The sequence below is a fragment of the Janibacter terrae genome, assembly GCF_039636765.1.
In the GTDB taxonomy this organism is placed as follows: Bacteria; Actinomycetota; Actinomycetes; order Actinomycetales; family Dermatophilaceae; genus Janibacter; species Janibacter terrae.
Genome location: NZ_CP144167.1, coordinates 696,792 through 716,873, shown reverse-complemented (window position 1 = coordinate 716,873; position 20,082 = coordinate 696,792). Strand labels below are relative to the sequence as shown.

The window sequence follows — 20,082 nt, the reverse complement described above, 5'->3', positions numbered from 1 at the left end:
CGTGGTCCGACATGACGACACCGGTGATCGAGGCCGAGGGCCTGGTCAAGCGATTCGGCGACTTCACGGCCGTCGACGACGTGAGCTTCACGGTGCCCCGGGGCACCGTCTTCGGCCTCCTGGGGCCCAACGGCGCGGGCAAGACGACCACCGTGCGGATGATGACGACGCTGACGGTCCCCACGAGCGGGTCAGCCCGGGTCGCCGGCCACGACGTGGCGACGCAGCCCGACGCGGTGCGCGCGAGCATGGGCCTGACCGCCCAGAGCGCGACGGTCGACGACCTGCTGACCGGGCGGGAGAACCTGCGTCTGATCGGCGACCTCTACGGCCTGCCCGGGCGCGAGGTGCGCCGGCGTGCCGACGACCTGCTCGAGCGGTTCTCGCTGACCGAGGCGGGCAACAAGGTGGTCCGGGACTACTCCGGCGGCATGCGACGGCGCATCGACCTCGCGGTCAGCCTCGTCGCCCACCCGTCGGTCCTCTTCCTCGACGAGCCGACCACCGGCCTCGACCCGCGCAGCCGCGTCGAGCTGTGGGACGTGCTGCGTGACCTCGTGCGCGACGGCACGACGCTGCTGCTTACGACGCAGTACCTCGACGAGGCCGACCAGCTGGCCGACCGGGTCTGCGTCATCGACCACGGGAGGATCATCGCCCAGGGCACCCCGCTCGAGCTGAAGAACCAGTCCGGCGCGACGAGCCTCGTCGTCACGGTCTCCCGGCACGACGAGGTCGGCCGGGCCGCCGGGCTCGTCCGCCGGATCGTCGGCGAGCTGCACGTCGACGCGGACGCTCGGCGGCTCACCGCCCCGGGCGCCGCCGTCGCGGAGCTGACCCGGATCGCGGGCGAGCTCGACGGGGCCGGGATCGAGGTCGACGACCTCGGCATGCAGCGGCCCAGCCTCGACGACGTCTTCCTCTCCCTCACCGGTCACACGGCCGGGGAGTCCAGCAACCAGGAGGCACCGGCATGACCGGGGCGAGCCGCACCCGCCAGATCACCACCCTCGTGCGCCGCAACCTCACGCACATCAAGCGCCAGCCCGAGATGCTCACCGACGTGACGATCCAGCCGGTCATGTTCGTGCTGCTCTTCGCGTACGTCTTCGGCGGCTCCATCAACATCCCCGGCGTGGACTACAAGCCGTGGCTGCTGCCCGGGATCATGGCGCAGACCATCGCCTTCAGCTCCTTCATCGTCGCCGTCGGCCTCAACACCGACATCGGCAAGGGCATGGTCGACCGCCTGCGCTCCCTGCCCATCCAGCGCTCCTCGATCCTCGTCTCCCGCAGCATCGCCGCGCTCATCCACTCGAGCATCGGCGTCGCGGTCATGTCGGTGACGGGTCTGTTCATCGGGTGGCGGCTCCACGACGGGGTGGTCAACGCGCTCGTCGGGTACGGGCTGCTGCTGCTCTTCGGCTTCGCGATGATCTGGATCGGCATCCTCGTCGGCTCGGCCATGCGCTCCGTCGAGGCGGTCAACGGGCTGATGTTCACGACGATCTTCCCGGTCACCTTCCTCTCCAACGCCTTCGCGCGCACCGACGTCATGCCGACCTGGCTGCGCACGATCGCGGAGTGGAACCCCATCAGCGCCCTGAGCCAGGCCATGCGCGACAACTGGGGCGTCGCCGGTCAGCCCCTGCGCGCGGACGCCCCGTGGCCGCTGCACCACCCCGAGCTCGCGACGATCATCTGGTCCGTCGGGATCACGCTCGTCATCGCGCCGCTGGCGCTGCGCGCCTTCAACGCCCGGACGACGGACTGACGCGGAGGTTGGCGGCGGGTCGGGTGGGGGCCGGTCGCCTCCCTTGGATCAGCGCCAACCATGGCCGAGGACGAGGGTCGCGAGCTGGGTGCGCGAGCGCACGCCGGACTTGCGGTAGATCCGCGTCAGGGTCCCCTCGACCGTCTTGACGCTCAGGTGGAGGCGCTGGGCGATCTCGCGGTTGCTCGCGCCGTCGGCGACCAGGGCGGCGACCTGCTGCTCGGTGAGCGTCAGCTCGGCGAGCGGGTCGGCGCTGTCCGACTGCTCGGGCTCGAGGCTGTGCAGCGCCGCGCCCTCGGGGAACCGGGCCTGCACCCACGCCGTCCACGGCTCCGCATGCAGCGGCCGCAGCACCTCACGGGCCCGCTCGGACGCCTCGCGGCTGCGACCGGTCCGCCGGGCCCGGCGCTCGAGGTGGGCGAGCGCGACCAGGGAGCGGGCCTGCTCGATGGGCAGCCGGCGCTCCGCGGCGGCCGTGGCCGCCCGGGTCACGAGCCGGCGCGCCTCGTCGAGGTCACCCCGCGCGGCCGCGATCTCGGCAGCCGCCCGGTCCGCGGCGATGACGACGCCGGGGGCGCCCTGCCCGGAGTCGAGGCTCTCGCGCACCAGGGCCAGCAGCTCCTCGGCCTCGGCCACCTCGCCGGTGAGGGCGAGGGCCGTCACCGCATCGGTGTGCCAGCGCAGCGCCGTCACGTCCTGGATCCCGCTCGCCGCGTCGATCGCGCGCAGCTCCCGGTAGACCGCCACCGCCCCCGTGAGGTCGTCGAGGTGCAGCCGAGCGAGCCCGAGACAGGTGAGCTGGCGGCGCAGGTAGCGCTCGTCGTCCTGCTCCCGGGCGAGCGCGACCCCGCGGGCGCTCACCACCGCGCACCTCTCGAAGGTCCCGCCCACCGACTCGGCCACCGACTCGATGTACCAGGTGGTCGCGACCGGGGTGTCGAAGTGCGTCGCCGCCCGGGTCGCCCGCCCCGCCAGCTCCAGCGCCTCGCGTCCTCGTCCCTGCCGCGCGACGATCTCGACGAGGCTGCGCAGGATGTGCACGGTGTCGTACCCGGCGTCCTGGCCGACGTCGGCGAGCATGTCGACGAACTCCGCGCGCGCTCGCTGCAGGTCGTCGTCGTGCAGCGCGAAGCGCGCCGCGATGTAGCGCGCGGAGGTGTGCACCTGGCCCGGCCGCGGCGGAGCGGCGAGCGCGGCGGCCTCCTCGATGAGCTCGCGGGCCCCCCCTTCGCCCAGCGTGCGACTCACCGAGGCCGCGGCGGTGAGCGCCTCGACCTCGATGTCCGGGCGGTCGGCGCGGGCGGCCAGCTCCGCCGAGCGGCGGGCCAGGTCGAGTGCCGTGCGCAGGTCGTGCGTGCTGAGGAGGACACGGGCGCGCTGCAGCAGCACGCGGGCCTGCAGCTCGGGGTGCCGGCGCGAGGCCTGCATCGCGGAGACGAGGACCTCGTCGGGAGCAGGGTCGCCCAGCTCGACGAGGGCGAGGTCGGCGCGCACCCGGTGGTTGGGGTCGGTGAGCTCGACGGCGGCCTGGACGGCGCGGTGCAGGACGCGGGTCTCCTTGCCGATGACCGCGTTCTCCAGGCAGCAGGTGAGCCACTCGGCTCGTTCGGGCGTCCCGGCGTCCGCGGCCAGCAGGTAGAGGTGGCCGGCGAGGTCGTGCTCGCCGCGCGCAGCGGCCCCAGCGGCGGAGGACGCGAGGTCGGCGGGGCTCGTCGACGGGTCGCCGGCGAGCGCGAGGTGGTAACGCACCAGGCCGTCGTTGTCGGCGTGCTCGGCGAGCTCGCGGTGCAGGCGCACGAGCTCGTCGCTGTCGATCGACTCGAGCAGCACGTCGCCCAGGGCAGCCGGCGTGAGGCGCAGGTAGTCGTCCTCGGTGACGATCATCGCGAGCGCCCGGGCCGTGGCGATGCTCGCGTCGGCGTCCGGGCCGAAGATCCGTCCGAGGACCGCCGCCGTCGGCTGGTGCATGGCCGCGACGCGGCGCAGCGTCGTGCGCACCTGCTCGGACAGCGCGTTGGCGTGGCCGCGCGCGAGGGCGTCGACCGCCCGGGTCATCTCCAGGGGGCTCTGGGAGTCCGTCGCGGCCGCGAGCTGGTGCGCCAGGCCGGGGTTGCCACCCGACTCGCGGTGCGCCCACAGGGCCGTGTCGGTCGGCACACCGACGGACGTGAGCATCTCGACCGTGTCCGCGCCGGCCAGTGGCGCGAGGTCGATGTGCAGCAGCGGGATCTCCCGGGTGTCGAGCGGGTCCGGCACGAAGCCGGTGCGCGCCGACACCTCCGCCGGCCCCACCGACAGCAGGATCCCGAGCGTGCCGGGCCCGAGCGAGCGGCTGGCGGCCGTCCGCAGCGCGACGAGGCTCAGCAGGTCGAGGTGCTGGGCGTCGTCGAGGACGAGGACGAAGGGGGCTCGGGCGGCGTGGGTGGTGAGCAGCTCGGTCAGGGCGTCCCCGAGCTGGGCCGTCGGGTCGTTGCCGGAGAGCAGGCGGGTGTCGGCGAGCCGCGCGCGCATCCGCTCCGGCAGCTCGTCCAGGGTCTCGGCCGGGAAGGCCTGCGCGATGACCTGTGCGGCGTGGCCCCGGGTGCCCCGACGGTGCAGCCGCACCGGCACCGCGTTGGGCACCGCCGCCGTCACGAGGTCGAGGACGGTGCTGCGCCCCATCCCGCGGGGTCCGTGGATCGCGACCGCCTGGCCGTCGAGGACCCGTGCGGTCACCGCGCCCACGAGGCGGGCACGACCGACCGGGGCGGGGGTGCCCACGGCGTGCCGCGCAGCGAGATCCACTCCAGCTCCTCCGTCTCCACCGCCGTCGGCGGACACCTCCAAGTTAGCCAACGGACCTGAGCGCCGCCGGGGGACCCCCTTCGCGTCCGCCGTGGTGCTCAACGAGGGGCGATGACCTCGCGACCGAGGAAGGGCTGGAGGGCCGCGGGCACGCGCACGGAGCCGTCGGCCTGCTGGTGGTTCTCGAGGAGCGCGACGATCGGACGGGTGCTCGTGATCGCCGTCCCGTTGAGCGTGGCGATCGTGCGCGTGCCGCCGCCCTCCGCGTTGCGCTCGCGGATGTTCAGACGACGCGCCTGGAAGGTCGTGCAGTTGCTCGTCGAGGTCAGCTCCCGGTACTTCGCCTGCGTCGGCACCCACGCCTCGCAGTCGTACTTGCGGCTCGCCGGCCCGCCGAGGTCACCGGCCGCGACGTCGATGACCCGGTAGGGCAGCTCGAGCGCCTCGAGGACCCGGCGCTCGATGCGCAGCAGGTTGTCGTGCTCGGCGACGGCGTCCTCGGGGCGGCAGAAGACGAACATCTCCGTCTTCTGGAACTGGTGCACCCGGAAGATGCCGCGGGTGTCCTTGCCGTAGCTGCCGGCCTCGCGGCGGTAGCAGGTCGAGGTCGAGACGTAGCGCAGCGGGCCCTGCGACAGGTCGAGGATCTCGTCGGCGTGGAAGCCGGCGAGCGCGACCTCGGAGGTGCCCGTGAGGTACAGGTCGTCGGCGGGGAGCTGGTAGACCTCGTCGCCGTGCGCGTCGAGGAAGCCGGCGCCGGCCATCGTCTCCGGACGCACGAGGTTGGGCACGACGAGGGGCGTGAACCCCTCCTCGCCGGCGATCCGCTGCGCCAGCCCCATGAGCGCCCACTCGAGCTGTGCACCGACCCCGGTGAGGTAGTAGAAGCGGCTGCCGCTCACCTTCGCACCGCGCTCCATGTCGATGGCGCCGAGCAGCTCGCCGAGCTCGAGGTGGTCCCTGGGCTCGAAGCCCTCCGCGGCGAAGTCGCGTGGGGTACCGACCTCCTCGACGAGGTCGAAGTCCTCCTCGCCGCCCGCGGGCACGCCCGGCTGGATGACATTGCCGATGGCGCGAAGGGAGGTGTCCAGCTCCCCCTTCGCCTCGTCGGCCGCGGCCTCGAGCTCCTTGACCCGGGCCGACATCGCGGCCCCCTTGTCCCGCAGGGCGGCCGCCTCGACCTCGAGGTCCGCGACGTCCTCCCCGGCCTTCTTCGCCCTGGCGAGACGACCCATGACGGGACCGAGCTCCTTGCTCGCGGCCTTCTGCTCCGCCCGCGCGCTCTCGTAGGCCCCGATCGCCGCGCGGCGCCGCTCGTCGGCGGCGACCACCGTGTCGACGAGTGACTCGTCCTCGCCGCGGGCACGCTGGCTCGCTCGGACGGCATCGGGCTGGTCGCGCAGGAACTTGAGGTCGATCACGACACGCAGGATATCCGCGATGTGGACGCTGTCGGCCCGGCGCCCCGGCCCGGTCGACGACGGGCCCACGGCCTACGGTCCGGTAGCGTCACCGGCGTGTCGGACTGGACCCTCTTGGCGATCGTCATCGCGCTCTCCCTCGTACTCGTCGGCGTCGCCGCTGCGCTCGTGCTCGCCGGCCCCGGCGCCCCGAGCGCTCGGCACCGCAAGCCCCGCCCGACCCGCGGCAGCTTCCGCAAGGACAAGGACGCGCGGGAGACGCCCCGGCGGGCGGCGATCATCATCAACCCGACGAAGTTCACCGACGTCGCCGCGACCCGCGCCGAGCTCGCGGCCGCGAGCACCCAGCTCGGCTGGGCCGAGCCGCTCTTCATCGAGACCACGATCGACGACCCGGGGACCGGCCAGACGCGTCAGGCGCTCGACGAGGGCGTCCACGTCGTCTGCCCGCTCGGCGGTGACGGCACCATCCGCGCGGTCGCGGTGGCCCTCGCCGGCACGCGCACACCGATGGGGCTGCTCCCCCGCGGCACGGGCAACCTCCTGGCCCGCAACCTCGACATCCCCGTCGGCGTGGACCTCGTCCCCGCGCTCCGGGTCGCGTACAACGGTCGCAACAAGGCCATCGACGTCGCGTGGCTCGAGCTCGACCCCGCCGAGGAGCCGGCGACCGAGGACTCCGGGCAGGCCGAGCACCCGGTCGAGGGTCCGCCGGTGCAGCGCCACCCCTTCCTCGTCATGGCGGGCATGGGCTTCGACGCGGAGATCATGGACGGCACGAGCGAGGACCTCAAGGCCAGGGTGGGCTGGTCGGCCTACTTCGTCACCGGGCTGCGCAAGCTCTTCGTCACCCGCTTCCGCGTGCGGTGGAGCGTCGACGGACGGGAGCAGGACCCGGTGAGCGCCCGGAGCTTCCTCATCTGCAACTGCGGCACCCTGCAGGGCGGGATCCAGCTCGTCCCGAGCGCCCGGCTCGAGGACGGTCTGCTCGACGGCGTGGTCGTCGCCCCGAGGACGCTCATCGGCTGGGGCTCGGTCGCGGTCCGGGTCCTCGGCCGCAGCATGCGCGACGGCTCCGAGCTGATCCGCACCTCCGGCTCGGTCTACACCGCCGAGGTCGACGAGCCGCACCCCGTGCAGGTCGACGGCGACGTCATCGGGGAGGCCTCGCGGCTGCGGGTGAGCGTCGACCCGCAGGCCCTGATCGTGCGCGTGGCCGGCGCCTAGGCCGGGCTCATCGGGACCGGCTCATCGGCGCCGACGTCCCGGCGCCAGACGGTCGGCGTTGGCCCGGATGGCCCGCACGAGCGCCTCCTCGGGCGCGCTCGGCACCGAGCGTCGGGTCGTCAGGACGACGTCGATCGGGCCGGCGGACGGCACGAGGGGGTGCTCGAAGGGCACCAGCCCGTCCGGTGGCATGCCGGCCGCGTGCAGGACGACACCCATCCCGGCCAGTGCCGCGGCGCGCAGCCCGTTCAGGCTGCCGCTCGTGCAGGTGATGCGGTGCGGGATGCCCGCCCGGCGGAACATCTCCAGCGCGATGGCTCGGGTGAGGGCCGGGGGCGGGTAGGTGACGAAGGGGATGGGCTCCCCGTCGTCGAGGACGAAGCCGGGCGCCGAGTGCAGCACGAGCTCGTCGCTGAAGACCACCCGGGGGTCCCGGTCCCCGAGCCCTGAGCGCTGCTTGCCGAAGGCGATGTCCAGGTGGCCGTCGGCCATCAGCTGGTTGAGGTCCTCGCTCAGGGCGACGGTCAGCTCGAGGTCGACGCGGGGGTGGTCCCGGCGGAACTCGGCGAGCACCGTCGGCAGCTCGTGGAGGACGAGGTCCTCGGACGCCCCGAAGCGCACCCGACCGCGGAGGGTGGACTCGGAGAAGTACCGCCGGGCGGCCTCCTCCCGCTCAAGGATCTCCCGCGCGAAGCCGAGCATGGCCGCACCGTCCGCGGTGAGCTCCATCGAGTGGGTGTCGCGCAGGAGCAGCCGTCGGCCAGCGGCCTGCTCGAGCTTGGCGACGTGCTGGCTGACCGTGCTCTGGCGCAGGCCCAGGCGACGGGCGGCGGCGGTGAAGTTGCGGGCGCTCTCCACCGCCAGAAAGCTGCGCAGGTGCGTCGGGTCGAACACCGACGCAGGTTATCAAGAAACGTGATGGCAACTACCTCGCTCATCGCGTTCCGTTACCAGCGGGCAATGGTTACCGTCGAGAGCATGCTCTCCCGGCTCCTGGCGTCCAGCCGTATCGACCCCTTCCTCCTCATGATCCTCACCACCGTGCTGGTGGCGGCCCTGCTGCCAGCGGACGGGGTGGCCCTCAGCGCCTTCGGCTGGGCCTCGAAGATCGCCATCGGCCTGTTGTTCTTCCTCTACGGGGCGAGGCTCTCGAGCAGCGAGGTCCTCCACGGCGTGCGGCACTGGCGACTGCAGGCCTTCATCCTCGTGACGACCTTCCTCGCGTTCCCCGTGCTCGGCCTGGTCTTCAAGAGCTTCGTCCCGGCGCTCCTCGGGGAGCCCCTGTACCTCGGCCTGCTCTACCTCTGCGTGCTGCCCTCGACGGTGCAGTCGGCGATCGCCCTCGTGTCCGTCGCGCGGGGCAACATCCCGGCCGCGGTCGTCGCGGCGAGCGCCTCCAGCCTGCTCGGCATCTTCGTCACCCCCCTCCTCGTCGGGCTGCTGATGCGTGCCCAGGGCGGGGGGATCAACGGCTCGGCCGTCATGGAGATCTTCGTCATGCTGCTCCTCCCCTTCCTCGCGGGCCAGGCGATGCGGCGCTGGATCGGGCGGTGGGTCAAGGAGAAGGGCAAGCCGCTCAAGGTCGTGGACCGGGGCTCGATCCTGCTCGTCGTCTACGTGGCCTTCAGCAAGGGGATGAACGAGGGCATCTGGTCCAGCCTGTCCGTCGGGCGACTCGTGCTGCTGGCGCTCGTCTGCCTCCTGCTGCTCGGCATCGTCCTGGCCTCGACGTGGCTGGTCGCGCAGCGGGCCGGCTTCTCGCGCGCCGACAGCGTGACGATCCTCTTCTGCGGCTCGACGAAGTCACTCGCCACCGGCCTGCCGATGGCCTCCGTCCTCTTCGCCGACCAGCAGGTGGGTCTCGTCGTCCTGCCGCTCATGCTCTACCACCAGCTCCAGCTCCTGATCGGGGCCGCCGTCGCCACCCGGCTGGACAAGCGGACGGTCGAGCCGGTGACCGTCCCCGCCTGACACGGTGGCTCAGGCGCCGAGGTCCGCCGCCACCCCGCACGAGCGGGCAAGGTCGGTGAGCCGGGCGACCTGGGCCGGCGTGTAGGCCACCCCGTGCTCCCGGGCCCGACGCGACTCCTGCACGGCCCGCACCCCGGGCGCGCGCGCCCCCTCACCGGACGCGGCGACGACGTCGAGGAGGTGCTGGACCCGGCCGGTGAGGTCGTCGCCGGCCGTCGGCTCCACAGCGAGCATGAAGAGGCTGACGCCCTGCGGCTCGGCGAGCCGGGTCGGCAGCCCGACATCGGCCCCGAAGCGGTCACCGCCGGCGAGGACGCCGGTGAGGACCTCGAGGGCGAGGCTGAGGCCGAAGCCCCGGTGGCCGCCGATCGGCTCGAGCAGGCCGGTGGTCCACAGCGCCGGGTCGCTCGTCGGCTCCCCGGCGGCGTCCCGCAGCACGCCGTCCGGGAGCCGCTCACCGCGCTCGTGGTAGCCGTCCATCGTGCCGGTGGACATCGTCGTCGTGGCCGTGTCGTAGAGGAGGCGGGCGCCCCCTTCGCCCGGCGCCGCCAACGCGTGGCCCTGGTTGCCGACGACCCGGCGGGTGCCCTCGGGGGCGGCGATGAGCGCGGGCCCGTTGGTCACCGCGAGGCCGATGCAACCGCGCTCGGCGGCCAGGTCCGCGAAGTACCCCATCGCGGCGGCCGAGGTCGCGTTGCGCACCGAGACCGCGCCCAGCCCGGTGACCCGCGACAGCTCGACGGCCCGCTCCATGGCGAGGGTGCCGACGACCTGACCCCAGGCGTCACCGGCGTCGAGGACCTGCCGCGACGGACGGTCCTGGAGGACCCGGATCTGCGGGTCGGCGACGGTGCCACCGGCACGGATGCGCTCGACGCACTGCACGAGCTTGGTCGCGACGCCGTGCGCCGGGAGTCCGTGTGCGTCCGCCCAGACGAGGGCGTCCGCGGTCCAGCGGGCGTGCTCGGTCGGCATGCCGACCGAGCCCAGGACGGTGGTGGACAGTCGGTGCAGGTCGTCCAGGCGGATGAGGGGCGCGGGTGTGGTGCGGGATCGGCTCACCCGCCCATCCTTGCTGGCGCGCGTGCGCCGAGCCCGGGTCATGCTGCATGACAAATGGGCATGATCCTTGTGCACCTCGACCGTGGCCGACGGGCTGCCGCCCGACCTAGCGTGGAGACATCGATTCACCCCCGCCTACCGCGAATCGAACGAGACCGCATCGAACCAAGAAATGGTGACTGACATGGCTGAGCTTCTCTCCAAGGAAGACTTCCGCGCCGCCCTGCAGGACGCGATCAAGGGCCGCGAGGCCGCAACCGCCAACTTCAGCAAGGCTTGGGCCGAGGGTCGGCTCCAGCGCAAGCACTTCGCCCGCTGGGCGGAGAACCACTACCACTACGTCGGCTTCTTCGCCGACTACCTCGGGCTCGTCTACCGCAACACCCCGGACACCCACAAGGACGCCAAGGACTTCCTCCTCCAGAACATGTACGAGGAGGAGCTCGCCGACATCCGGCACACCGACCTGCTCATCCGCTTCGCCGAGGCGTGCGGCACGACCGCCGAGCGCATCGAGGACCCGCGCAACATGAACGCCGTGACCCGCGGCCTGCAGGCATGGTGCTACCAGATCGCCGACCGCGAGCACTACGTCGTCGCGACGGCCGCCCTGGTCGTCGGCCTCGAGTCGCAGGTCCCGGACATCTACAAGAAGCAGATCATCCCCCTGCGCGAGACCTACGGCTTCACCGAGGACGAGATCGAGTTCTTCGACCTGCACATCACCTCGGACGTGGTCCACGGCGAGCGCGGCTACCAGATCGTGCTCGAGGGCGCGGACACCCCCGAGCTGCAGCAGCGCTGCCTCGAGGCGGTCCGCATCGGCGCCGAGATGCGCTTCAGCTACACCAAGAGCCTCTACGACAGCTACGTCGCCGAGGACCTCGAGCCGGCCGTCGCCTGACCCGAGACCGGCACGGAGCGGGCGCCTGTCCCGGGCGCCCGCTCTTCGTCTACCCGCACCTCCCCCCGCCGGCCCGGCCGGCACCCAGACCCCTGGAGCACGAGATGAGCAACTGGCACGACGTGGGCAACGTCAAGGACCTCAAGCTGCGCAAGAAGAAGGGCGTGGAGATCGGTGACGTCGCGGTCGCGCTCTTCTACGTCGGCGACAAGGTCTACGCCCTCAACGACATCTGCATCCACGAGGAACGCCGGCTCAGCAAGGGGACCCTCCTCTTCGGCAAGGTGATCTGCCCCGGCCACCAGTGGAAGTTCGACCCGGCGACCGGCGAGCCCGAGGACCAGGACGGGTGCCAGCCGACCTACGCCGTGCGCGTGGCCGAGGACGGCACCATCTCGGTGAGCCTCGACCCCGCCGACAAGGACGCCGAGGCCGGCGCGGCGGTCACGGCATGAGCGAGCCCACCCTCCTCCCGGCCGGTGTCGTCATCGTCGGCGGGGGCCAGTCGGCCGCCGTCGCAGCACGCACCCTGCGCCGCAAGAAGTACACCGGCCCGATCACCGTGCTCGGTGCCGAGCCCCACCGCCCCTACCAGCGCCCGCCGCTGTCGAAGGAGTACCTGGCCGACGCCGGCGCGAGCATCGACCTCCTGCCGGAGGACTGGACGAGCGCCCAGGACGTCACCGTCCGCACGGACGTGACCGTCGAGCGCATCGAGGACGGCCCGGTCGTCGTGACGACCGAGGGCGAACGCCTGCCCGCCGACGCCGTGCTCCTCGCGACGGGTGGCAGCCCGCGGACCCTCGGCGGCGTGACCGGCGAGCGGATCCATCACCTGCGTACCCGCGACGACGCCGACCGGCTCCGCGCCGCGATGGCCGCGTCGACCCGGCTCGCGATCGTCGGCGGCGGCTTCATCGGCGCCGAGATCGCCTCCGCCGCGCGTGAGGCCGGGCTCGAGGTCACCGTCATCGAGGCGGCCGCCCAGCCCATGCTGCGCGCCCTCGGCGACGACCTGGCCCGCGTCTGCGCCCGACTCCAGGAGGCGAAGGGGGTCGACCTGCGCCTGTCCACCGCCGTCCTCGACATCCACGAGACCGACAACGGTGTCGTGGTCGAGACCGACCAGGGAGAGGTGCACGCCGACCACGTCGTCGTCGCCATCGGCATCGTGCCGGACACCGCGGTCGCCGAGGCCTCCGGCATCGCGTGCGACAACGGCATCCTCGTGGACGCCTCCGGTCGCACGAGCATGCCGGGTGTCTGGGCGGCCGGTGACGTCGCCAACCAGGACCACCCCCAGGTCGACGGTCGGATCCGGGTCGAGCACTTCGACAGCGCGAGCAAGCAGGCCTCGGTGGCAGCGCAGTCCATGCTCGGCGCCGATGCCAGCCACTCCGATCCCCACTGGTACTGGTCCGACCAGTTCGGCATGAACCTCCAGGGCGTGGGACACCCCGAGCCCGGGGACGAGATGGTCGTTCGCGGCGACATCGACAGCGAGAGCTTCACCGCGTTCTTCATCCGGCAGGGCGTCGTGTCGGCCGTCTTCTCGCTCAACGACGAGGAGACGATCGGCCTGGCGCGGGAGCTGGTCAACATGTCCGCCTCCGTTCCGACCGACCTGCTCATCGATCCCGAACGGGATCTCTTCGAGGCCCTGGAAGGAGCCGCGTCATGACCAAGCTCAAGGGCAACTACATCGGAGGTGACTGGGTCTGGCCGGCGTCGGGCGAGTCCTTCGAGAGGACCAACCCCGCCCGTCCGGACGAGCTCGTCTCGATCGCCCCCGAGTCGAGCTCCCAGGACGTCGACGACGCCGTCGCGCACCTGGCCGAGCACCGCCACGCGTGGGCGGCGACGTCCCCGGAGAAGCGGGCCGACGTCCTCGTCGCCGCCGCCGACATCCTCGCCGGCCAGGCCGAGGACCTCGCGGTCGAGCTCGTGCGCGAGGAGGGCAAGACCCTCTCCGAGGCACGGATGGAGGCGACGCGGACCCCGCAGAACCTGCGCTTCTTCGCCGGGGAGGCCCTGCGCATGACCGGGGAGACCTACCCCACCGGTGACGGCAGCCTCGTGTTCTCCCGCCGCGAGCCGGTCGGCATCGTCGCCGCCATCACGCCGTGGAACTTCCCGCTGAACATCCCCTCGCGCAAGCTCGGGCCGGCGCTCGCCGCCGGCAACGCCGTGATCTACAAGCCGAGCGAGATCACCCCCCTCATGGGGCAGCGGCTCGTCGAGGCCCTCGTCCAGGCGGGCGTCCCGTCGGGGGCCCTCGCCCTGGTCCACGGGCACGCCGACGTCGGCCGGGCCATGGTCGCCAACGACGAGGTCCGCGCGGTCACCTTCACCGGCTCGACCGAGGTGGGCACCGCGATCCACGACGTCACCGGGGTGGATGTGCGCACCCAGCTGGAGATGGGCGGCAAGAACGCGCTCGTCGTCCTCGAGGACTCCGACCTCGACCGGGCCGCCACGATCATCGCCAAGGGCGCCTTCGGCCTGTCCGGCCAGGCCTGCACCGGGACCTCCCGGGTCGTCGTCCACGAGGCGGTGGCCGACGAGCTCGTCCGCCGCATCGGCGAGGTGGCGAAGGCGGCCCGGGTCGGCAACGGCCTCGACGACGGGGTGACCTTTGGTCCCCTCGCCAACCGGGCTCAGATCGACAAGTTCCGCCACTACGTCGACGGCGCGGCCGCCGACGGCGCCGTGCTCGTCGAGCCCGCGGACAGCCACGAGGACCCCCCGGGCGGTGGCTACTTCGTGCGACCGACGGTCTTCCGCGATGTCGACCCGCTGTCCGCGCTCGCCCAGGAGGAGGTCTTCTCCCCCGTACTGGCCTTCATCACCGTGTCGTCCTACGACGAGGCGGTCCGGGTCGTCAACAACACCCGGTACGGCCTGTCGGCAGGCATCGTCACCTCCGACATCGGCCGGGCCATCCAGTTCTCGCAAGACGTCGCCACCGGGTTGGTCAAGGTCAACCAGGCCACCAACGGCATGGCGATGAACGCCCCCTTCGGCGGCATGAAGCACTCGTCGACGCAGACCTTCAAGGAGCAGGCCGGCGCCTCGATGATGAGCTTCTACACCACCGACAAGACTGTCTACTTCACCCCCTGACCGGAGGACCACACCATGAGCGAGCACACCGAGACCAGCGACCAGACCACGCCCGACGACGAGGTCGTCTTCCACCGGGTCTGCCGCAGCGGCCAGGTACCCGAGGGCTACGTCCGGCGCTTCTACGTCGACGAGCTCGAGTGCGCCGTCGCGCGCCTGAAGGGCAAGGCCTACGCGACGAGCAACTACTGCACCCACCTCGACTGCCTGCTGAGCAGCGGCAAGCTGCAGGACGACGGCATCCGCTGCTCGTGCCACGGCAGCGTCTTCGAGCTCGACGGCGGGGAGCCCATCTACCCGCCGGCCACCGAGCCGATCGCCGTCTACGCGGTCAAGGAGGAGGACGGCGAGGTCTTCGTCGGCGTGAGTCGCAAGGACATCGAGCACGGGGGTCCGCGCCGCAAGAAGCCGCGCGAATGACCCCGCCCGCCACCCTCGGACAGCACCAGCAGGTGGTGCTCGGGCGCTCGTCCGCCGTCGCGTCGAGCCACCCGCTCATCACGACCGAGGGTGCGCGGGTGCTCGCGGCCGGGGGCAACGCCGTCGACGCGAGCTTGGCCATGGCTGCCGTCGGCTGGGTCGTCCTGCCCGGCCAGTGCGGGATCGGCGGTGACCTCTTCGCCATCGTCCGGGAGCCGGACGGCCGCGTCTGGACGGTCGGCGGGAGCGGTTTCGGGCCCGACGGCGGCACGGCCGACTTCTACCGGTCCCGGGGCCACGCCGCGATCCCCCTCACCGGGCCGCTGTCCGTCGCCGTCCCGGGGGCGCCGGCGGCGCACGCCGTCCTCGCCCGCCACGCCCGGTGGGGCCTCCCTTCGCTCTGGGCGACGGGGATCTCCCTGGCGCGCAACGGCTTTGCCTGCACCGCGAAGAACCGCGCCGACATCACCGAACGTCGGGAGCCGCTCGCCGCGGACCCGTCGACCGCCGCGTGCTTCCTCCCCGACGGTGAGGTCCCCGACCTCGGCCGGGTCCTGCACCAGCGAGACCTCGCGGACACGCTCGAGCGGCTGGCCGACGACCCCCTGTCCTTCTACCGCGGCGAGCTGGCCGAGCGCTGCCTGGACTTCCTGACGAAGGGGGGCGCCCCCTTCGCCGGTCCGGAGTGGGCCCTCGGCGCCGCCCTCGAGGAGGAGGCGGCGATCACCGGGTCGTACGGCGGTCTCACCCTCCACCAGACGCCCGTCCCCTCCGCCGGGTGGATGGTGCTGCACCAGGCGGGGCTGCTGGATGGCCTCCTCGGTGGCCTCGACCTCCTCGACGCCCGCTCGTGCGCCCTGCTCGCGGGCGCGGCACGCGCGGCCTTCGACGACCGCTTGACCCACGTCAACGCGGACAACGGCGCCTGGCGCGAGCTCCTCGACCCCGAGCGCCTGACCCGCCAGCGGACGGACCTCGGCAGGCCCTCCGAGGCACCCCTCGCCGCCCGCATCGACGGTGACACGACGAGCACCGTGTGCGTCGACGACGAAGGGAGGTCCGTGAGCCTGATCCACTCGCTCGCCTTCACCTTCGGCGCCCGGATCACCGTCCCCGGCACAGGCGTGGTCCTCAACAACCGTCTGGGCCGCGGGGCCTACCTCGTCCCGGACCACCCCAACGAGGTGCGGCCCCGGCGCAAGCCGCTGCACACCCTCAACGCGTGGGTCGCCGACGACGAGGACGGCCTGCGCCACGTCGGCAACTGCCCCGGCGGCGACGGGCAGGTGCAGTGGAACATGCAGGTCCTCAGCCATCTCGTCGACCACGGGCTCGACCCGCAGCAGGCCGTGGCCCTGCCGCGCCTCACCGTCTTCCCCGGGTCGGACGCGGACGTCGTCCACGAGCCCCAGGAGGTGCGGATCGAGGCCGGCCTGCCCCCCGAGACGCTCGACGCCCTGCGCACCGCGGGGCACCGGGTCCGCGAGATCCCCGTCCAGCGCGGCGGCCCGGGCGGATCCGCCCTGGCCATCAGCCGCAACCCCACGACCGGCGTCCTGTCCGCGGGCGCCGACCCACGCATGGAAGGAAGCGCCGTCGCATGGTGACCCCACCCGAGCTGCCCGCCCCGCCCCACCCCCAGGGGCACTACGTCCCCACGAGCAGGGTCGGTGACGTCGTCGTGACCGCGGGGATGACCCCGCGCGTCGACGGCGTCCTCGCCGTCACCGGACGCGTGGGTGACGCGGTCGACGTCGACGAAGCCCGCCGGGCGGCCGCCATCAGCGCGACGAACGCGCTCTCCGCGCTCGTCGCCGAGGCGGGCGGCCTCGAGCGGGTCATCGCGCTGCTGCGGATGACCGTGTACGTGCACGCCGCCAGCGGGTTCACCGAGCACTCGCGGGTCGCCGACGCCGCCACCGATGCCCTCGTGGCGCACCTGGGCGCGCGTGGCCGCTGCGCCCGCTCCGCGGTGGGTGTCGCCAGCCTGCCCGGCGACGCCCCCGTCGAGATCGAGCTGACCGCGCAGGTCGGCTGACCGAACCCGTCCCGCCCGGCCGGGCAGGTCCCACGTGGGACCTGCCCGGCCGACGCGCGTCACCCCCCGATGATCTCCGCAGAGCTGACCACGCCACCGAAGGCGCTGGCATAGCTCGCCAGCGAGGCCTCGTGCAGCTCGGGCGTCTCCGCAGCGAGGCAGTCGGACACGAGGACGGCGTCATGACCGAGCATCATCGCGTCGCGGGCCGTGGACTCGCAGCAGATGTTGGTCTGGGTGCCGGCGACGAAGAGCATCCGCGTGCCCTGCTCCTGCAGGACCGTCTGCAGCTCCCCGCCCGGCTCGACCATGGCGCTGTACCGGTACTTGCGCACGACGCGGTCCTGCGGCGCCACCTCCATGCCGGGCCACATCGCCTGTCCGGGGGCGTCCTCGGCGAGGACCGCGCTCCGGAAGTCCATGGCCTCGTCGCCCAGCAGGCGGCGCAGGCTCGGCCAGTCCGCGGGGTCGTCCCGGCTCGTCGTGCGCACCCAGACGACCTGGGAGCCCGCGGACCGGAACCAGCGCGCCAGGGCGTTGATCGGACCGACGATGTCCAGCGCCGCGGGTGCGTACCGGAACCGGACGGCGGGGTCGAGGAAGGCGTTCTGCATGTCGACGACGACGAGTGCCGACTGCTCCGGGACGAACTGGGGCCCGGCCATCAGAAGATCACCCCCGCCGCGAGCGTCGCCACGACGAGACCGCTGACGACCGGGACGAAGAGCCGTCTGACCAGCTCGATGACGGGCACGCCGGTGACGCCGGCGACCGCCACGAGGGAGGACCACACGACGAGCGTCCCACCTCCCGTCCACGACGCCGCGTTCTGGCCGATGGCCGCGAGCGTCTCGGGGGCCACCCCTGCAGCGGGGGCGAGCGCCTCGGACAGCGAGCCGATGAGGGGCAGCCCGGCCCAGCCCGAGCCGTCGAGACCGATGAGCATGCCGGCCACCATGAGGGCCAGGCAGGTCGCGGGGGCGAAGGCGGGCACGTGGTCCTGCCCGGCGACGATGACGTCGAAGAGGAAGGCCGGTGCGTCGGCTCCCTCCGGCAGGGTCATGATCCGACCGGAGAAGTCGCCGACACCCATGAGCACGAAGCCCGCGACCGGCAGCACCGCCCCCATCGCCTTGTACGCGAAGACGAGCCCGTCGACGACGTTGTCGGCCACCGCCTCGAGCGGCTCGGCCGCGCTGAGGAAGCAGATGACGAAGAGGAGCGCGAACCCGACGCCGCCGATGAGCGCGGCCCCGGACACCTCCTGCAGCACCGCGAAGAGATCGGTGAACCGGGAGAGAAAGAGGACGACGACCATCGCGAGGAAGCCGAGGGGGACGACGACCGCCATGATGCGCTTCTGCAGGTCACTCGTCGGCCGCTCGGCGTAGGTCGAGCGGCCGTCGCCGATGCTGAGGATCCCCTCGTCGCGCACCGCCTCGATCGGGTCGGTCTCCTTGCGGGTCAGCCCGGCGGAGACGGCACTGACGACCTCGCGGTCGTCGACCAGTCTCTCGGACTCGGCGACGACGAGGTGGCCGCGCGAGGTCCAGAGGTAGGCCAGGGCCGCAGCGACTGCGCCGACGATCCACGAGAGGATGAGCGCCCGGTGGGCGATGAGGTCGGCGTCCAGGGTGCCACCGCTGGCCGTGATCCCGGGGGCCACCCCCATGACGTAGTCGGAGGCCAGGGCCATCCCCTGCCCGGAGATCGCCACGGCGATGGCGGCGCCCAGGCGGGTCAGGCCGGCCGCGATGGCTGCGGGGATGAGCACGGCGGCCAGGATCGCGAGGGTCGGTGTCGGCCAGAAGACGAGGGACATGAGGTAGGACGCGACGAAGAGCACGCCGAAGGCGAGGTGGCCGTTGCGCATGAACCGCACGAGCGGCCGCAGCATCCGGGCGTCGATGTCCATCGCGCGCATGGCCCCGGTGAGGGCACCGATGACGGCGAGGACGAGGAAGATGTTGAGCAGCTCGGTCGTCGCGACGATGAGCCCGTTGAAGGGGGCAGCGAGCCCCTTGAAGAAGGAGCCTGTGTACGCCCAGGCCGTGACCGCCGTCGCGATGACGGCTGGGACGATGACATTGCGGCGCATCGCCATGACGACGATCAGCACGATGACACCGGCGATGTAGACCCAGGGGGCCTGCGCGCTCATCGGGTCACCGCCGGGGCGTGAGGCGCAGACGAGGGGCGGGACGAAGGGGGCGGTGCGAGGGGTGTGGTGTCCACGGGATCGACCTTCCGTGCTCGGATGGCCCCCGGGCCGGTCGGCTCCGGGGATCGGGCTCAACGAGCCCGCCACCAGCGAGGACGGGCGGGCTCTTCGGTCGAAGTTCCCGCGGTCGTTCGTGGGGTGTGAGGTCCTGTCCCGAGGGCGCCGTCACGAGACGGCGGACCGGGCGAGGTAGGTGATGTGTATCACATCGCGGCCGGTGGCGCACTCCCCGGCGAGGGGTCGCCGTAGGGGACCGGCGAGCCGAGGACCACGACGGTGGCCGTCAGCTCGGCGACGGGGTCGTAGTCCTTGAGGACCGTGACGACGTCGAGACCCAGGTCGGTCAGCACCTGCCCGAAGCGGACCTTCACCGCGTCGACGACCGCCACGTCGGCCCACCGGGCCAACGCGGCGTCCACTGTCGCGATCGTGCGCAGGGTAGGCACCCGCTGGTGCCGCGCGACGACGAGGACGTACTCCTCGGCCAGGTGGACGCGCTGCTGGCTGACGCCACCGCCCGTGAGCTCCTGGGTGACCCGGTTGTAGGCGCGCAGGATCTCCTGCTTCCACTCGCCCGCGCTGCGGCGCTGGGCGGTGACGGGCACGGGGCTCGGGCTGGTCTCCATCGACGGCACGAGCCCGATCGTGTCAGACCGGAGGGTTGGCCGCCAGATGCTGCTCGAAGGCCGCGATCGCCGCCGCGCCCACGGCCTTGTCCTGCTCGCCGTTGCCGCCGGACACGCCGATGCCACCGACGATCTGGCCCTCGTACTCGAGCGGGAACCCGCCGACGAAGATCGCGAACTTGCCGGGGATCATGTGGCTGATGCCGAAGGCCTCGTTGCCGGGGAGGGCCGGGCCGCTCGGCTCCTCGTTGAACTTGTGCGTCGCCCGCTCGTGGCCGGCGGCGGTGAAGGCCTTGGCGATCGAGATGTCGACGCCGGTGAGCCGAGCCCCGGGGATGCGGTGCAGGGCGATGACGTTGGCGCTCTCGTCGACGATGCACAGGGTCTGCTTCACCCCGATCTCGTCGGCCTTGGCGCGGGCTGCGGCGAGCACGGGCAGGGCGTCGTCGAGGGTGATGCGGTAGATCGAGTGCATGGCGCGTCCTTCGTGGGCGGCGACGGGTGGTCACGA

General features: G+C 72.5%; 19 protein-coding genes. 11 read left to right on the top strand and 8 right to left on the bottom strand.

What is annotated here, in order from left to right; translation table 11 throughout:
* The first annotated feature begins 11 nt into the window (after nt 1-11).
* Together V3C34_RS03600 and V3C34_RS03595 are read left to right on the top strand one after the other, a co-directional pair.
* Complete coding sequence (locus tag V3C34_RS03600) at nt 12-977, top strand: ATP-binding cassette domain-containing protein (protein WP_346008103.1); 966 nt, start codon at nt 12-14, stop codon at nt 975-977.
* The gene (locus V3C34_RS03595) at nt 974-1,774 is read left to right on the top strand and encodes an ABC transporter permease (RefSeq protein WP_068425029.1); all 801 of its coding nucleotides are present in this window, start codon (nt 974-976) and stop codon (nt 1,772-1,774) included. Before V3C34_RS03600 ends, V3C34_RS03595 begins: the two co-directional genes overlap by 4 nt.
* Nucleotides 1,775-1,822: 48 nt before the next feature.
* Here the strand turns inward: V3C34_RS03595 and V3C34_RS03590 are convergent, their stop codons facing one another.
* Nucleotides 1,823-4,558 (bottom strand): LuxR C-terminal-related transcriptional regulator, encoded by a 2,736-nt coding sequence (locus V3C34_RS03590; RefSeq protein ID WP_346008102.1) that lies wholly within the window; start codon nt 4,556-4,558, stop codon nt 1,823-1,825.
* Between the two features lie 98 nt (nt 4,559-4,656).
* Nucleotides 4,657-5,979 (bottom strand): serine--tRNA ligase, encoded by a 1,323-nt coding sequence (serS, locus tag V3C34_RS03585; protein ID WP_346008101.1) that lies wholly within the window; start codon nt 5,977-5,979, stop codon nt 4,657-4,659.
* Between the two features lie 96 nt (nt 5,980-6,075).
* Here serS and V3C34_RS03580 point away from each other — a divergent pair, with 96 nt between their 5' ends.
* Nucleotides 6,076-7,206, top strand: coding sequence for a diacylglycerol/lipid kinase family protein (locus V3C34_RS03580; RefSeq protein WP_346008100.1), 1,131 nt, complete (start codon nt 6,076-6,078; stop codon nt 7,204-7,206).
* A gap of 21 nt (nt 7,207-7,227) precedes the next feature.
* Here the strand turns inward: V3C34_RS03580 and V3C34_RS03575 are convergent, their stop codons facing one another.
* A complete protein-coding gene (locus V3C34_RS03575) occupies nt 7,228-8,100 on the bottom strand; it encodes a LysR family transcriptional regulator (RefSeq protein ID WP_346008099.1) in 873 nt (290 codons plus the stop codon).
* A gap of 84 nt (nt 8,101-8,184) precedes the next feature.
* Between V3C34_RS03575 and V3C34_RS03570 the strand changes: the two genes are divergently transcribed.
* Entirely contained in the window at nt 8,185-9,177 is a 993-nt protein-coding gene (locus V3C34_RS03570) for a bile acid:sodium symporter family protein (RefSeq protein ID WP_346008098.1), read from the top strand.
* 9 nt (nt 9,178-9,186) lie between these two features.
* On the opposite strand, the gene V3C34_RS03565 is transcribed toward V3C34_RS03570, so the two are convergent.
* Nucleotides 9,187-10,239 carry an Ldh family oxidoreductase gene (locus V3C34_RS03565; RefSeq protein ID WP_346008097.1) on the bottom strand — a complete coding sequence of 351 codons (1,053 nt, stop codon included), beginning with the start codon at nt 10,237-10,239 and terminating at the stop codon, nt 9,187-9,189.
* Nucleotides 10,240-10,423: 184 nt separating this feature from the next.
* On the opposite strand from V3C34_RS03565, the gene V3C34_RS03560 reads away from it, so the two are divergent.
* The 7 genes from V3C34_RS03560 to V3C34_RS03530 all read left to right on the top strand — a co-directional run bounded on the left by V3C34_RS03560 (nt 10,424) and on the right by V3C34_RS03530 (nt 16,724).
* A complete protein-coding gene (locus V3C34_RS03560) occupies nt 10,424-11,143 on the top strand; it encodes an iron-containing redox enzyme family protein (protein WP_346008096.1) in 720 nt (239 codons plus the stop codon).
* Nucleotides 11,144-11,247: 104 nt separating this feature from the next.
* On the top strand, nt 11,248-11,598 hold the full coding sequence (locus V3C34_RS03555) for a Rieske (2Fe-2S) protein (RefSeq protein ID WP_346008095.1): 351 nt from the start codon (nt 11,248-11,250) through the stop codon (nt 11,596-11,598).
* The gene (locus V3C34_RS03550) at nt 11,595-12,824 is read left to right on the top strand and encodes an NAD(P)/FAD-dependent oxidoreductase (protein WP_346008094.1); all 1,230 of its coding nucleotides are present in this window, start codon (nt 11,595-11,597) and stop codon (nt 12,822-12,824) included. The genes V3C34_RS03555 and V3C34_RS03550 overlap by 4 nt, the downstream gene beginning before the upstream one ends.
* Nucleotides 12,821-14,266, top strand: coding sequence for an aldehyde dehydrogenase family protein (locus V3C34_RS03545; RefSeq protein ID WP_346008093.1), 1,446 nt, complete (start codon nt 12,821-12,823; stop codon nt 14,264-14,266). The genes V3C34_RS03550 and V3C34_RS03545 overlap by 4 nt, the downstream gene beginning before the upstream one ends.
* A 15-nt stretch (nt 14,267-14,281) precedes the next feature.
* Nucleotides 14,282-14,686, top strand: a complete 405-nt coding sequence (locus V3C34_RS03540) for a Rieske (2Fe-2S) protein (RefSeq protein WP_346008092.1) — start codon at nt 14,282-14,284, stop codon at nt 14,684-14,686.
* Nucleotides 14,683-16,293 carry a gamma-glutamyltransferase family protein gene (locus V3C34_RS03535; protein WP_346008091.1) on the top strand — a complete coding sequence of 537 codons (1,611 nt, stop codon included), beginning with the start codon at nt 14,683-14,685 and terminating at the stop codon, nt 16,291-16,293. The genes V3C34_RS03540 and V3C34_RS03535 overlap by 4 nt, the downstream gene beginning before the upstream one ends.
* Nucleotides 16,287-16,724 (top strand): RidA family protein, encoded by a 438-nt coding sequence (locus V3C34_RS03530; RefSeq protein ID WP_346008090.1) that lies wholly within the window; start codon nt 16,287-16,289, stop codon nt 16,722-16,724. Before V3C34_RS03535 ends, V3C34_RS03530 begins: the two co-directional genes overlap by 7 nt.
* Before the next feature lie 59 nt (nt 16,725-16,783).
* On the opposite strand, the gene V3C34_RS03525 is transcribed toward V3C34_RS03530, so the two are convergent.
* The 4 genes from V3C34_RS03525 to V3C34_RS03510 form a co-directional block, all read right to left on the bottom strand.
* A complete protein-coding gene (locus V3C34_RS03525) occupies nt 16,784-17,389 on the bottom strand; it encodes a cysteine hydrolase (protein WP_346008089.1) in 606 nt (201 codons plus the stop codon).
* Nucleotides 17,389-18,885: a hypothetical protein gene (locus V3C34_RS03520; RefSeq protein ID WP_346008088.1), complete on the bottom strand. Its 1,497-nt coding sequence runs from the start codon at nt 18,883-18,885 to the stop codon at nt 17,389-17,391. Before V3C34_RS03520 ends, V3C34_RS03525 begins: the two co-directional genes overlap by 1 nt.
* A 263-nt stretch (nt 18,886-19,148) precedes the next feature.
* On the bottom strand, nt 19,149-19,580 hold the full coding sequence (locus V3C34_RS03515) for a hypothetical protein (protein WP_428832200.1): 432 nt from the start codon (nt 19,578-19,580) through the stop codon (nt 19,149-19,151).
* A 13-nt stretch (nt 19,581-19,593) separates the two neighbouring features.
* The gene (locus V3C34_RS03510) at nt 19,594-20,046 is read right to left on the bottom strand and encodes a heme-binding protein (protein ID WP_346008087.1); all 453 of its coding nucleotides are present in this window, start codon (nt 20,044-20,046) and stop codon (nt 19,594-19,596) included.
* Nucleotides 20,047-20,082 lie beyond the last annotated feature (36 nt).